Source organism: Kineothrix sp. IPX-CK, assembly GCF_039134705.1.
In the GTDB taxonomy this organism is placed as follows: domain Bacteria; phylum Bacillota; class Clostridia; order Lachnospirales; family Lachnospiraceae; genus Kineothrix; species Kineothrix sedimenti.
Genome location: NZ_CP146256.1, coordinates 4,128,223 through 4,143,755, shown reverse-complemented (window position 1 = coordinate 4,143,755; position 15,533 = coordinate 4,128,223). Strand labels below are relative to the sequence as shown.

The 15,533-nt window shown below is 46.7% G+C and carries 10 protein-coding genes; 8 read left to right on the top strand and 2 right to left on the bottom strand.

Going from position 1 to position 15,533, the window contains the following annotated elements:
• Positions 1-88: 88 nt before the first annotated feature.
• Together V6984_RS19610 and V6984_RS19605 are read left to right on the top strand one after the other, a co-directional pair.
• Positions 89-2,986, top strand: coding sequence for an EAL domain-containing protein (locus V6984_RS19610; protein WP_342757284.1), 2,898 nt, complete (start codon positions 89-91; stop codon positions 2,984-2,986).
• 32 nt (positions 2,987-3,018) lie between these two features.
• Positions 3,019-3,918: a YitT family protein gene (locus tag V6984_RS19605; protein ID WP_342757283.1), complete on the top strand. Its 900-nt coding sequence runs from the start codon at positions 3,019-3,021 to the stop codon at positions 3,916-3,918.
• An 82-nt stretch (positions 3,919-4,000) separates the two neighbouring features.
• Here V6984_RS19605 and V6984_RS19600 read toward each other — a convergent pair whose 3' ends face one another.
• Complete coding sequence (locus V6984_RS19600; protein WP_342757282.1) at positions 4,001-5,485, bottom strand: DUF1846 domain-containing protein; 1,485 nt, start codon at positions 5,483-5,485, stop codon at positions 4,001-4,003.
• 59 nt (positions 5,486-5,544) lie between these two features.
• Entirely contained in the window at positions 5,545-7,146 is a 1,602-nt protein-coding gene (locus V6984_RS19595; protein WP_342757281.1) for a CTP synthase, read from the bottom strand.
• 276 nt (positions 7,147-7,422) lie between these two features.
• Here V6984_RS19595 and ftsH point away from each other — a divergent pair, with 276 nt between their 5' ends.
• The 6 genes from ftsH to rapZ all read left to right on the top strand — a co-directional run bounded on the left by ftsH (position 7,423) and on the right by rapZ (position 15,533).
• Positions 7,423-9,693, top strand: a complete 2,271-nt coding sequence (ftsH, locus tag V6984_RS19590; RefSeq protein ID WP_342757280.1) for an ATP-dependent zinc metalloprotease FtsH — start codon at positions 7,423-7,425, stop codon at positions 9,691-9,693.
• A gap of 80 nt (positions 9,694-9,773) precedes the next feature.
• Entirely contained in the window at positions 9,774-11,636 is a 1,863-nt protein-coding gene (uvrC, locus tag V6984_RS19585; RefSeq protein ID WP_342757279.1) for an excinuclease ABC subunit UvrC, read from the top strand.
• 145 nt (positions 11,637-11,781) lie between these two features.
• Complete coding sequence (gene hprK / locus V6984_RS19580; protein ID WP_342757278.1) at positions 11,782-12,726, top strand: HPr(Ser) kinase/phosphatase; 945 nt, start codon at positions 11,782-11,784, stop codon at positions 12,724-12,726.
• Positions 12,727-12,746: 20 nt separating this feature from the next.
• Positions 12,747-13,691 (top strand): ROK family glucokinase, encoded by a 945-nt coding sequence (locus V6984_RS19575; protein WP_342757277.1) that lies wholly within the window; start codon positions 12,747-12,749, stop codon positions 13,689-13,691.
• Between the two features lie 49 nt (positions 13,692-13,740).
• Positions 13,741-14,652 (top strand): UDP-N-acetylmuramate dehydrogenase, encoded by a 912-nt coding sequence (murB, locus tag V6984_RS19570; protein WP_342757276.1) that lies wholly within the window; start codon positions 13,741-13,743, stop codon positions 14,650-14,652.
• Positions 14,653-14,669: 17 nt separating this feature from the next.
• On the top strand, positions 14,670-15,533 hold the full coding sequence (gene rapZ / locus V6984_RS19565) for an RNase adapter RapZ (RefSeq protein ID WP_342757275.1): 864 nt from the start codon (positions 14,670-14,672) through the stop codon (positions 15,531-15,533).

The window sequence follows — 15,533 nt, the reverse complement described above, 5'->3', positions numbered from 1 at the left end:
ACTATTTTCCAGCGTTCTGCCAGTATCTTAATCTTTCGGTTTATGGTATAATTCCCCTATAATTGTGGATTTCAGAAGGAAAGATTAAATGAATATAAGGAACGGAAAGATAAATATTTTCGGCATGCTGGGTGTGGCAGCGGCAGTTTTGCTGCTTTTGCTTCCGGCAGTGCAGCTTCATGCCGAAGAAAACAGGGTAAGAGTAGGGTATTTTATTATGCCGGGTTATCAGGAATCCACCGAGGGGGGGAGCCATTGGGGCTTCGGCTATGACTATCTGCAGGAAATTGCGAAGTATACCGGATGGAAATATGAATTCGTAGAAACTTCGTGGGCAGAATGCTTGGAGATGCTGGATAACGGAGAGCTGGACATCGTAACCTATGCGAAAGACTCACCGGAGGATAGGCAGCGTTTTGAATTTTCCAAGTATCCCATGGGAATGACCTCCTCTGTGCTGACGATTCGCTCCGGCGCAACTGGTTTTTACTATTACAATGATTTTGCAAATTTTGACGGAATGAAAATAGGCGCTGTGAGGGGCAGCGGTTTAGCGGAAGAAGTGAGACAGCTTTTTAAAGAGTATGACATATCCATGTCGCTTCAGCTTTTCAATACGGAGAAGGAGCTTCAGGAAGCACTCAGTACGAAGACCATCGATGCAATTGCGGCGGGCAATCATCGCAGGCTGGATAATGAGAAGATCATAGCCACCTTCAACGCCGCACCGTTTTATGTGATCACGCAAAGGGGAAATAAGAGCATTATGGCTCAGTTCGACTATGCGATGGAAGAAATCATGCTGGCTGACCCCTATTTCGAGAAGGAACTGTACGATAAATATTTCGAGGAGAACGTTGCGGGTAAGGTTGCTCTGACCCGTGAGGAAAAGGCTTATGTGGATGAACATAAGACGGTTAGGATGGCGGCCTCACCGGATTCAAAGGCTATGTGTTATTATGACGGCAGCAAGTATACGGGAATCACTATCGACAGCATCAAGGCTCTCGGAAGGGAAGTCGGGATGGAAGTGGAGTACGTGGAGACGAAGTCATACAAGGAGAGTCTGGAACTGCTGAATAAGGGAGAGGTGGACCTTGTCGGCGATTTCTACACCAATTATGGATGGGGAGAGAAGAACGAAGTGATATTAACAGCTCCGTATATGGAGGAGCAGTACATTGAGGTACGCCGTAAGAGCAAGGAAATGCCGAAACGAGAAATGAAGGTAGCTACATGCGAGAATTTTTTCTTTAATACCGCATATATATCCGAGTATTACTCAAAGGATAACATAGCTTATTACGATACGGAGACAGAGTGCGTCAATGCAGTACGAAGGGGAGACGCGGACGTTACTTTTGTCAATCAATATACGGCTAAGATATTGCTCAAGGATAACAAGAACCTGAAATTAAAAACTTACATTCTCTACGATGCGGATCACGGTCTATCAATAGCAGTGGCGGAGGATAATAAACTTCTGTGCTCGATTTTTAATAAAGCGATTTCTAATCTGGATTCTAATGAAATCATGCAGATAACAGAAAAACACACGCAGGAGAGTGAGCAGGTATCCCTGCTTAGTTATATTTACGCTAATCCGGTGCAGTCCATCGTGATTCTATGCGTGGCGTTCGGCATGCTGGTGTTCATCCTGCTCTATTTCATTATGGTGAAGAGAAGATACAACAAGCATATTTATGAGCTGGCTTACCGGGATAAGCTTACCGGGCTTGGCAATATTTATTCCTTTGAGGATACGATAGAAAAACGCTGGCTTGAACACAGAGGAAAAGAGGTTTTTATCATTTCCATGGATATCAGCCATTTTGCGACAATCAATGAGACATACGGAAGGGGTATCGGAGATTATACCATAAGCTATGTGGGCAGAAGATTGAACGAGCTGTACGGCGAGGAGGGAATCATTGCCAGAAGTAAGGTAGATAATTTTCTTATTTTTGGAGTTGCCGACAGAGAAGGGAAGATTTCCGAATGGATGAATGCGATCAAGCAGGAAATTGGAATATTAGTATTCGAAGAAGGCGGGATGGGAAGAAACGAGATTACGATCAACTATAATTTTGGTGTCACCATAGCGCAGTGTACGAGAAGTACTTTGGTCAAGACTCTCATCGATCATGCGGAGATGGCGAGGAAGGCGGCGAAACGGGGGAATGCACATCTTTGCTATTTCAACGAGGAGATGGAGCAGCAGCTTCTTCGGGAAAAGACTATAGAGGACTGTATGGGAGGCGCACTTGCACTGGGAGAATTTCAGGTATATTATCAGCCGAAGTACTGTATGGCGGATAATGAAATTGTTGGTGCAGAGGCGCTCGTCAGATGGCAGAATAAGGACTACGGATTTATGAGTCCGGCCGAATTCATCCCTATTTTTGAGAAGAACGGCTTTATCGTGGAACTGGATTTCTATGTTATGGAGCAGGTGTACAAGATGCTGCAGGGGCGTCTGGAACGGGGAGAAAAGACTGTCCGCATATCGATCAACCAGTCCAGGCTTCATTTTGCACAGAAGAATTATATTGAGCGACTGAATGAACTGCGGGATAAATATGGCATTCCCAGGGAGCTTATTGAGCTGGAGCTGACGGAATCCATTTTTGCACACATGAAGGATATAAGTGAAATGGTGGATAAACTGAAAGCAAATGGGTATTATTTATCTGTAGATGATTTTGGTGCAGGCTATTCCTCGTTGAATATGCTTAAGGAAATTTCCATCGATACATTGAAAATAGACAAGGACTTTTTAAGCGGTGAAGATAAGAGCGGGAGGTATCAGAAGGTAATTCAAAAGGTGGTGGAACTCGCAAATGATCTCAATATGGACATAATATGTGAAGGCGTAGAACGGGAAGAACAGGCTGAATTCCTGCAAAGCATAGGCTGTATGTATGCGCAGGGATATTTGTATGCGAAACCTATGGCAGAAGATGATTTTCTGCAATTGCTGACTTAGAACATATGACTTAGTTAAGAAAAGAGGCATTTATGAATAGAATACTGGGTCTCGATAAAAAATTTGTAATCTATGAAACGAACAGACTGCTTGGCTCCGTGGGAGGCATGCTCCTATATGCCATAGGAGTAAATCTGTTCATCGTCCCCCAAGGGTTGTATACAGGGGGAATTATGGGACTTTGTCAGGTAATACGTACCGTGTTGGTGGAGTACATGGGACTGTCGTTTCGTAACTTCGATATTGCGGGCTTAATTTATTATGTAGTCAACATTCCGCTTTTCATTGTGGCAATCAAAAAGCTGGGACGAATATTTTTCGCCAAAACGGTCATTTGTGTAACGGCAATGTCATTTTTCCTCTTCATCGTATATATTCCATCCATGCCGATTATGGACGACAAGCTGGCCTCCTGCCTTATCGGCGGAATTCTCTGCGGTGCAGGCATCGGACTTTGCCTGAAAATGGGAAGCTCTGACGGCGGAACGGATATATTGGGTGTACTGTTAATTCGCTGGAAGAAGGACTTCAGCGTAGGCAAGGTAACATTGATCGTAAACGTAGTACTGTATCTCATATGTCTGTTCCTATTCGACGTGGAGACCGTGATATATTCCTTGATTTTTGCTGCCGTAAGCTCCTTCGCGGTGGATAAGGTATATTCCCAGAACATCAACGTGGAAGTGAACATCATCACGAAGAATGCCAGCGAGGAAATGGAGCAGGAGATATTCACGAAGCTGGAACGGGGAATCACAAAATGGAAGGCTCTGGGCGCATACACGGACAATAACGCGGAAGTATTGTATATGGTAATATCGAAATATGAGATCGGACGGTTGAAATATATCATACGTAAATATGATCCGAGTGCTTTTGTGGTGATCAATGAGGGTGTGAATGTAAGCGGGAATTTCCTGAAGAAATTATAATATATATAATATTAAGAAAGAAGAGATGTCCGGATTGTTGAAAGGACATCTCTTTGTGTAATAGGAAAGTGCTCTTGATTATTTACTTGTGATAAACCCGGTTCGTCTCATAAGCCGGTTCGCTGGTAAGATTCATCCCTAATCGCTTGAAGGTCTTCTCATCAACGGAAGAAAGAATGACCGTGGAGTGAACCTGACATCCCTTCAGCTTCGGGATCTGGGACAAAGCCAGCTTCGCGTCCGTGTCCGTTGCGGCGCTCATGGAAAGGGCAATCAATATTTCGTCCGTATGTAGTCTTGGGTTGTTTCCGCCCAGATAATCCGTCTTCAAGGTCTGTATAGGTTCGATGGCTGCCCGGGAGATGAGGTGTTCGTCGTGATCGATTCCGCCGAGAACCTTCAGCGCATTGAGAAGCGCAGCGGCAGAGGCACCGAGCAAGTCGGTAGTTTTTCCGGTAATGACCTGCCCGTCCGGCAGTTCGATGGCCGTTGCGGGATGACCGGTGTTTTCCTGCCTCATAAGTGCCATAGGTATTACCTTTCGCTCTGAGGTGTTGATAGAAGCCTGTTTTATCAGAAGCTCCAGCTTGTAAACGATTTCCCTGGAGCCCAGCACATCCCTTTTTTTGTCGCACAGCGCTTGATAATAGCGGCGGATGATTTCCTGTTTGGAGGCCTCTTTGCATACTTCGTCGTCTATGATACAGTTTCCCGCCATGTTGACGCCCATGTCGGTTGGCGATTTATAAGGGCTATAGCCGAGAATCTGCTCGAACATCGCACTTAGAACGGGGAACACTTCGATATCGCGGTTATAGTTAACCGTAGTCTCCCCATAGGATTCCAGATGGAAGGGATCTATCATGTTAACATCGCTTAAATCCGCGGTGGCCGCTTCATAGGCCACGTTCACAGGGTGGCGCAGGGGCAGATTCCATATAGGGAAAGTCTCGAACTTAGCATATCCGGCCGTAATCCCCCGTTTGTGTTCATGATAAAGCTGGGAAAGACAGGTAGCCATTTTGCCGCTTCCGGGACCGGGGGCCGTAATGACCACCAGCGGTCTGGACGTTTCGATGTAATCGTTCTTCCCGTAGCCCTCGTCACTGACGATATTGGCGATGTTACTGGGATAGCCCTCAATAATATAATGAAGATAAGACTTGATTCCAAGGCCCGACAGTTTTTCACGGAAATGGTCGGCAGTGGGCTGACCGGTATACTGAGTAATGACTACGCTGCTCACCATGAAGTCCATGGCACGGAAGGCATCTAAGAGACGCAGCACGTCCATGTCATAGGTGATGCCGAGGTCGCCCCGGATTTTATTCTTCTCGATGGCATCTGCGCTGATTACGATGACGATTTCCGCTTGGTCTTTAAGCTGATGCAGCATTTTCAGCTTACTGTCCGGATGGAAGCCGGGGAGGACTCTTGAAGCATGAAAGTCATCAAAGAGCTTGCCGCCGAATTCCAGATACAATTTATTGCCGAACTGGGCGATTCTCTGGCGAATGTGCTCGGACTGCATTTTTACATATTTATCGTTGTCAAATCCTATTTTCATTTTTGGGTTCCTTAATATTTCATTTTATTAAAGTAAAAGTGCACGAAACACCCTTTGTCCTATTTATGCTCCACAGCCGCAGCTATAAGGCCTTTGAATAGCGGGTGAGGTCTGTTAGGTCTCGATTTAAGCTCCGGATGTCCCTGTGTAGCAACAAAGAAGGGATGTGCCGGAATCTCACACATTTCCACGATACGTCCGTCGGGAGAAAGGCCGGATAATTTCATTCCGTTTTCCGTAAGGGCGGTGCGGTAATCGTTGTTCACCTCATAGCGGTGCCTGTGTCTTTCATGAATGGTATCTTTACCATATAAACGATATGCCTTGGAGTCCTTATCCAGAATACATGGATAGGAGCCGAGCCGCAGGGTCCCGCCGATGTCCTCCACGCCGTTTTGGTCAGGCATAAGCGCGATGACAGGGTGAGTGGTGCCGGGATTCAGCTCCACGCTGTGAGCGTCGTTATAACCCAGCACGTTACGGGCATATTCTACTATGGAAAGCTGCATTCCCAGGCAAAGTCCCAGAAATGGAATATTATGAGTCCTCGCATAGGTAATGGCATTTATCTTACCTTCGATACCGCGGCTGCCGAACCCGCCCGGAACAACGACGCCGTCCACACCGCTGAGCAGCTCGCCCGCGTTCTCAGGAGTTACGGTCTCCGAGTCTATCCATCTGATATTAACGTTGACTCTATTAGAGATGCCTCCGTGTTTCAAAGCTTCCACTACGCTGATATAAGCGTCGTGAAGCTGGATATACTTACCTACAAGGGCAATGGTCACTTCTCCCGAAGGAGTGCGCAGGGATTCTACCATGTTTTCCCAATCGCTTAAGTCGGGCTCGGGGCAGGGGAGCTTTAAGCATTCGCAGGCAACCTGTGCCAAATGCTCCTTCTCCATAGCAAGGGGCGCTTCGTAGAGGTATTCTACATCCAGATTCTGCAGTACACGATTGTTGGATACGTTGCAGAACAGAGCAATTTTATCTTTGATACCTTGATCCAGCGGATATTCGCTGCGGCATACGATAATATCGGGCTGGATACCCATTCCCTGAAGCTCTTTTACGCTGGCTTGTGTAGGCTTGGTCTTCATTTCCTGTGAAGCTCTCAGGTAAGGGATCAGGGTAACATGGATCAGGATGGCATTTTCCCGTCCCACCTCATGCTGGAATTGCCGGATGGATTCCAAAAAGGGCTGGCTTTCGATGTCTCCCACAGTTCCGCCAACTTCGATGATGGCGATCCTCATTTCCTGATCACTGAAGTTGCGGTAAAAGCGGCTTTTGATTTCGTTGGTTATATGAGGGATCACCTGAACAGTACCGCCGCCGTAGTCGCCTCGTCTCTCTTTTTGAAGGACGGACCAATAAATCTTGCCGGTGGTAACGTTGGAATTTTTATCCAGATTTTCGTCGATGAACCTTTCGTAATGTCCGAGATCTAAGTCGGTCTCCGTTCCGTCTTCGGTAACGAATACCTCCCCGTGCTGGATGGGATTCATAGTACCGGGATCGATGTTGATGTAGGGGTCAAATTTCTGCATGGTCACCTTGTAACCACGCGCTTTTAAAAGTCTTCCTAAAGATGCGGCTGTAATTCCTTTTCCCAGACCAGAAACGACGCCGCCTGTCACGAATACGTATTTTACAGGCATTTTCTCCTCCTCAGCGATTGCATATAAGACGTTAGTTTAAAAGTGTATAGATATAGCTTTATTTTACCATAAGGCATAAATCATTACTAGGAAGCTCGTTTTTAGCTTCCTAAGTAATGTATTATACAATGGGTAGTAACTAAAAATCTACTGTTTCTATCAAAAAAATTTAGAAATCTTTTATACATGGTAAAATATTTTCATAATTATATTATTGATTTATCGAATATCAGTCTCTATAATGGAAGAAACGACGATTTACGAATAGGAGCAGGCATGGAAGATAACAATTTGAACCAATACGATGACGGTGGATATAACAACGGCAATCGCGGCGGCAATAAAAATAATAATAACGGTAACAGAGGGCCCGGCGGAAACGGCGACAACCCTAAGAAACAGAGCATTTTCCTATTGCTCATCGCCGCGCTCATCACTTTGCTGTGCATGAGCTATTTTATGAAGGCGATGACCGGCGGTACGGAGAAGGAGATTACCTATAACGAATTTATTAAAATGATCGACGACGGCGAAGTGGAAAGCGTAGTGGTAGATACCGACCAGATCACCATTTATCCTAAGAACACGGAAGATACCTCCACGAATATGTACGGAATGCCGGTGATTACTTATTATACGGGAGTTATGGAAGACAACGATACTCTGACGGCCCGCCTGATTGAACATAACGTAGATGTGAATAAGAAGGTGCCGGATGGCTCCGGGATGCTGTTTTCCATCCTTCTGACCTATGTATTCCCCATCCTTCTTATGTGGGTACTTCTAAGCTTCATTTTCCGCAGGATGTCTAAGGGCGGCGGCGGTCCCATGGGAGTGGGTAAGAGCAATGCCAAGGTATATGTGCAGAAGGAGACGGGAGTTACCTTTAAAGATGTGGCAGGAGAGGACGAGGCGAAGGAGTCCTTGCAGGAGGTAGTAGATTTCCTGCATAATCCGGGCAAGTATTCTAAGATAGGCGCTAAGCTGCCTAAGGGAGCTCTTTTGGTAGGCCCTCCGGGAACCGGTAAGACCTTGTTGGCTAAGGCGGTGGCGGGCGAAGCTCATGTGCCCTTCTTTTCATTGGCGGGCTCAGATTTTATTGAGCTGTATGTAGGCGTGGGCGCTTCGCGGGTAAGAGACTTATTTAAGGAAGCGACGAAGAACGCTCCTTGCATTATATTTATAGATGAAATCGATGCTATCGGAAGAAGCCGTGATTCCAAATACGGCGGAGGCAATGAAGAACGGGAACAGACGTTGAACCAGCTTTTGTCCGAGATGGATGGTTTCGATACCTCGAAAGGTATTCTCATTCTCGGGGCGACCAACAGGCCGGAGATTCTGGATAAGGCACTGCTGCGGCCGGGACGTTTCGACAGAAGAATCATTGTAGATAAACCGGACCTTAAGGGCCGGATTGAAATATTGAAGGTACATGCGAAGGATGTTCTGATGGACGACAGCGTGGATCTGGACGCTATAGCGCTGGCTACCAGCGGCGCGGTGGGAGCCGATCTCGCCAACATGATAAATGAAGGGGCCATCAACGCTGTACAAAAAGGGCGCAATTATGTGTGCCAGCATGATTTGTTCGAGGCGGTAGAGCAGGTGCTCGTAGGAAAAGAGAAGAAAGACCGCATTATGAGCAAGGAAGAACGCAAGATTGTATCCTATCACGAAGTAGGCCATGCGCTTCTGAGCGCTTTGCAAAAGAATTCCGAGCCGGTGCAGAAGATTACGATCGTACCGAGGACCATGGGTGCTCTCGGCTATGTGATGCAGGTGCCTGAGGAGGAGAAGTTCCTCAATACGAAGGCGGAGCTGCACGATATGCTGGTAGGCTATCTGGGCGGACGCGCGGCGGAGGAAATCGTATTCGATACGGTAACCACCGGAGCAGCTAACGATATCGAGAAGGCGACGAACATTGCCAGAAATATGGTAACCAGATTCGGAATGAGCGAAAAGTTCGGACTTATGGGCCTCGCTACGGTAGAGAGTGAATATCTGGACGGCGGCGCACGACTGACGTGCAGCGATGTGACGGCGGCGGATGTGGATAACGAGGTGAGAGAGCTGTTAAAGGAATGCTATGCGGAAGCGAAGCAGCTTCTTGGCCAGAACCGGGAGCTTATGGATAAAATTGCCGCATACCTGATAGAAAAAGAAACTATTACAGGTAAGGAATTCATGAAGATATATCGCGCAGAAAAAGGGCTGCCTGAGCCTGAAGAAAAAACAGAGGGAGAATCCGAAGCAAAAGATTCTGAGGCTGAAGTGAAAAAAATGGAATCTGAGCCAAAGCATTCTGAAACGGAAGATGGAAAAGTCATTATAAAAAAAGACAATATGGTCTTACCGCCGGAATACGAGGCGAAGAAGGCGAAAGAGGAGACTATGAGGGAGCCGGAAAAAGAGGCACCTGCTTATGGAAGTCCGGTAGGACGTTTCTCCAATGCGTCCGGAGACTTTGTAAAGAATGGCGACTCCATCAAAAACGGTAATTTCGCAGAGGAACTGCAAAATAAAATAGACGAACAGAAATAAAAACGCAAAAGGTTCTAGGTGAGTGTTTCGCACTCATAAAAAAGAACCTTTTTGTGCGTTATTGAAATTGTGGGTGAGAGATGTTTGATTTTGATGAGGAATTAAAAAAACTGCCGGTAAAGCCGGGCGTATATATCATGCACGATGAGAAGGACGTTATTATCTATGTGGGGAAGGCGATTAACCTGCACAGCCGTGTCAGGTCATATTTCCGTAAGAATATCGGCCGAGGACCCCAAATCGACAAGATGGTGACTCAGATAGCCAGATTCGAATATATCATAACCGATTCCGAGCTGGAAGCTCTGGTGCTTGAAAATAATTTAATAAAAGAATACAGCCCCCGCTATAACACCATGCTTAAGGATGACAAGACCTATCCTTATATAAAGGTGACAGCCGGAGAGGCGTTTCCCCGCGTGCTTTTTTCCAGAGAGATGAAAAAGGACCGTTCCCGTTATTTCGGCCCATATACAAGCGCGACGGCGGTGAAGGATACGATAGATCTGATCAACAAGCTCTACCTTCTGCGTACCTGCAACAGAAATCTTCCGAGAGACTGCGGGAAGGAAAGGCCCTGCCTGAATTATCATATCAAGCAGTGCTCAGCCCCTTGCCAAGAATATGTGACGCAGGAGCAGTACCGGGAGCAGGTAGATAAGGCATTGGATTTCCTGAATGGGAATTATAATCCTATTTTGAAAGAACTGGAAAGAAAGATGCAGGAGGCTTCCGACAGCATGGAGTTCGAGGAAGCGGTAAAATACAGAGATTTGTATAACAGCGTGAAGCAGGTTGCGCAGAAGCAGAAGATTACGGACAGCTACGGAGAAGATAAGGATATTATAGCCCTTGCTCTGGATGAAAATGATGCGGTGGTGCAAGTATTTTTTATTCGAAACGGGAAATTAATAGGGAGAGAGCATTTCTATATGACGCATGTGTCAGGAAATGGGAAATCACAGGTACTTCTTGATTTCGTAAAGCAGTTCTATGCGGGAACGCCTTTCATTCCCAAGGAGCTTATGCTCCAGGAGGAAATTGAGGATATCGAGGTGCTGGAGAAATGGCTGACAGCCAGAAAGGGCAGTCGTGTCTACATCAGGATCCCCAAAAAAGGTGCCAAGGAAAAGCTGGTGGAGCTTGCAGGGAAGAATGCAGCCCTCGTCTTAAGTCAGGATAAAGAGAAGATAAAGCGGGAGGAAGGCAGGACTATCGGTGCTGTGAAGGAAATAGCTTCGTTAATCGGCGTCCAGGGAATCGTGCGTATGGAAGCATACGATATTTCTAATATCAGTGGATTTGCCAATGTAGGCTCTATGATTGTTTATGAAAAGGGAAAGCCCAAAAGGAGCGACTACCGCAAATTCCGTATAAAATCGGTTTCGGGTCCCGATGATTATGCGTGCATGAAGGAAGTGCTTACCAGGCGTTTCGTACACGGAATGGCGGAGCAAAAGGAATTGGATATGAAGGAAATGGAGAAGGAGTTCGGCAGCTTTACCAAATTTCCCGATCTGATACTTATGGATGGTGGAAAGGGGCAGGTGAATATCGCATTAGAGGTACTTAAGGAGCTTCGCATCTCCATTCCGGTCTGCGGCATGGTAAAGGACGATAATCACCGGACTAGGGGACTATATTACAATAATGAAGAAATTCCTATTGACAGAAACTCCGAAGGGTTTAAACTGATTACGAGAGTGCAGGACGAGGCTCACCGCTTTGCCATAGAATATCACCGTTCTCTACGCAGCAAGTCGCAGGTGAAATCAGTGTTGGACGACATTCCCGGAGTGGGACCTTCCCGAAGAAAGGCACTGATGCGCCACTTTAAATCTATCGATGAGATTAAGTCCGCCGATGCGCAGACACTTTCCCGTGTGCCGGAGATACCTCTTCATATTGCGGAGGGCATCTATGGATTTTTCCATCAGGAATAGGCAGGCAGTGTTTTTCGGTTACTGTTTACACAGTAACGTTTTCCGAGTTCGTTTATTGATATTGTGAAGTTTCTATGTTAGAATTTATAGAATATTAAGTATTGAGATGGTATAAGATACTATATTGAGGAAAAAGGAGAAGGTTATGGCAAGTGTAAGTCTAAAAGAGATTATCGACAAAATGAAGCTTGAGAATCTGACGCCGGAGCTGGATATTTCGAAGGTGAAAATTACCCAGCCGGACATCAACAGACCGGCTTTACAGATGGCAGGTTATTTTGAGCATTTCGAGGCCACCCGTCTGCAGATTATCGGATTTGTGGAATATACGTACATGCAGGGGTTGACGCAGGGATATAAGGAAGAGGTTTACAACAAGCTTCTTTCGTGCGATATTCCGGTCATTGTCTTCTGCCGAGAGCTGCAGCCTGACCCCTTCTTTTTACAAGTAGCGCTGAAGCATGAGGTACCTATCCTTATGACGAAGAAGGCGACCTCCAATTTTACTGCCGAGATTATCCGGTGGCTGAATGTGAAATTGGCACCGTGTATCTCCGTTCATGGTGTTCTTGTAGACGTGTACGGCGAAGGCGTGCTGATTACGGGCGAAAGCGGTATAGGTAAGTCGGAGGCGGCACTGGAGCTGATCAAGAGGGGCCACCGGCTTGTAACGGATGATGTAGTAGAGATCAGAAAAGTAAGCGATGATACTTTGATCGGTTCCGCCCCCGATATTACGAAGCATTTTATAGAGCTGCGAGGAATCGGAATCGTTGATGTAAAGTCATTGTTCGGTGTATCCAGCGTAAAGGATACCCAGAGCATCGATTTGGTAATCCGGTTGGAAGACTGGGATAAAGATAAGGAATACGATAGGCTTGGACTGGAAGAGGAACATACCGAATATCTGGGAAATAAGATAGTATGCCATAATATTCCTATAAGGCCGGGACGTAATCTGGCGATTATCTGTGAATCGGCAGCGGCTAACCACAGACAGAAGAAAATGGGCTATAATGCGGCGCAGGAGCTTTATACCCGCGTGCAGAACTCTCTGGCAAGGCGCAGAGACGAAGATGATGAGGAATAACCGAGAAGGGATAAGCTGGGATGAGTAAATATGTGTTTGGCGTAGATGTGGGAGGAACCACGATAAAATTAGGACTTTTTAATAAGGACGGAGAACTTCTGGATAAATGGGAAGTGCCCACAAAGACGGAGAATGGAGGGGAAAAGATTCTTCCCGACGTAGCTGAGAGTATTCAGCGAAAGATGAAAGAGAAGAGTATTCCCAGGGACGAGGTCATCGGCGTAGGATTGGGAGCTCCCGGTCCGATCGATGCAGAGGGTACGGTATATGTTGCCGTGAACCTTGGCTGGGGAACCTTCAGTATCAGGGATACCTTGGCTGGACTTCTCGATATGAAAGTAAAGGCAGGAAATGATGCTAATGTTGCCGCTCTGGGCGAGATGTGGAAGGGCGGCGGAAAAGGCTGTAAGAATCTGGTTGCTGTAACCCTCGGAACGGGCGTAGGCGGCGGAATCATTGTAAACGGAGAGATTTTAACGGGCGCTAACGGAGGGGGCGGTGAAATCGGACATATCCACGTGCAGGATGGTGAAACAGAGGTGTGCGGCTGTGGCAATACAGGATGTCTGGAAGAATATGCTTCCGCTACCGGTGTAGTAAGACTGGCAAGGAGAGCCCTGGAGGCTACTTCGGAGCCCAGCATCTTGCGGAACAGACCGGTGGAAGCACTTTCGGCAAAGGCTGTTTTCGATGCGGTAAAGGAAAACGATGCGGTAGCCATTCAGATAGCGGAAAAATTCGGAGAATATCTGGGAAAGGGTCTGGGAGTTATCGCAGGAGTGGTGAACCCGGAGATTTTCGTTATCGGAGGCGGCGTATCAAAAGCCGGGGATATTTTATTCGATTATATAAAACCATATTTTAACAAAACAGTGTTTAAAGGCTGTAAAAACGTAGAGTTTGCATTGGCGACGCTGGGGAACGACGCCGGAATTTATGGAGCAGCCAAGCTTGTGTTGGAATAAGATGGCAGTCAGCTACATACCATAATAAAAAACAGGCAGGGGTCTTAAGGTGAATTCATCAATTTACAATTATATAAAGCAGATAGTGCCTCAGGAGAACATATTATTCGATGAACCCATGAGCAGTCATACTACTTTTCGTGTAGGCGGAAAGGCTAAATGCTTAGTGAAAATAGAAAGCAAAGAGCAGCTATTGAAGCTGGTGCCTATTTTGCAGGCTACCGGGCAGGACTATTTTATACTCGGCAACGGCAGCAATCTGTTAGTGGGAGATAGAGGATATTCAGGCATTGTTGTTAAGATTGGCAGCGAGATGGGAAGCATGTCGGTGGAGGGGGAAAAAATGCGTGTTCCCGCGGGAGTGCTCATATCCAGTGCGGCGCAGGAGGCACTGGCCCATGGGCTGACCGGTATGGAGTTCGCTTCGGGCATACCGGGAACGATCGGCGGCGGCATAGTAATGAACGCCGGAGCCTATGATGGCGAAATGAAACAGATAGTGGAAACCGTGGAGGTCATGGACAGAAGCGGAGAAATAATGACGCTGGATAACGATACGATGGAATTCGGCTACCGCACCAGTGTAATCAAGAACCGCCCCTTTATCGTTACGGAAGCGGTACTTAAGCTTTCTGCAGGCGATAAGGAAGAAATAAAGAGCAAAATGGAGGATTTGGCGGCAAGGCGTCAGGAGAAGCAGCCTTTGGAATTGGGCAGCGCGGGAAGCACATTTAAACGCCCTGAGGGACATTTTGCAGGCAAGCTGATCATGGATGCAGGCCTTAAGGGATATCGGATAGGCGGAGCGATGGTATCCGATAAGCACTGCGGTTTTATAGTGAATACAGGAGACGCTACCGCGGCTGATGTGCGCAAGCTCATCGAGACCGTGCAGGAGCGCGTGAAGGAGCTGTCCGGCGTGACGCTGGAAAGGGAAGTTATTTACCTGGGAGACTTTTAAATACGGAGGAAAAGCATATGAGATTCGTGGTAGTGACCGGAATGAGCGGCGGCGGAAAGAGAACGGCTCTTAAGATGCTGGAGGACGCAGGCTTCTATTGTGTGGATAATCTGCCCGTTCCTTTGATAGAAAAATTTGTAGAGTTAATCGCTACTCCCAACTCGGAAATCAATAAGGTCGCGTTGGGCTTGGATGTCCGTGCGGATCAGCCCTTCGAAGAGGTCTGGAAGACGTTAGAGAACCTGAAGAAAAACGGTTATTTATATGAAATCCTGTTTATGGATGCTTCGGAACAGGTGCTGTTAAAACGCTATAAGGAATCGAGGCGGATGCATCCCCTTTCCCCTGAGGGACGGGTGGAGGACGGCATTCATAAGGAAAGAGATATTCTTAAGACGGTGAAAGAACATGCGGATTACGTACTGGATACCTCAAATGTACTGACTAGAGAACTGAAGGAAGAAATCGATAGGATATTTGTTATGAACGAGGAATATAACAGCCTTATGGTGACGATTCTTTCCTTCGGCTTTAAAAACGGCATGCCGGCAGACGCCGATTTAGTTTTCGATGTCCGCTTCCTGCCGAACCCTTATTATATCGATGAGCTGAAGCACCAGACCGGCAACGATCCGGCGATTCAAGAATACGTCATGAGCTTTCCCGAGGCAGAGGAATTTCTACAGAAGCTGGAGGATATGATTCTATTTTTAATCCCGAATTATGTGAAGGAAGGAAAATACCAGCTGGTAATAGGAATAGGCTGTACCGGCGGAAAACACAGAAGCGTGACGCTGGCGAACGAATTGTACAAGCGTATGAAGAATCAGGGAAATTATGGACTTAAGATTTATCACAGAGATGTGAAGCAGGGGGCATAA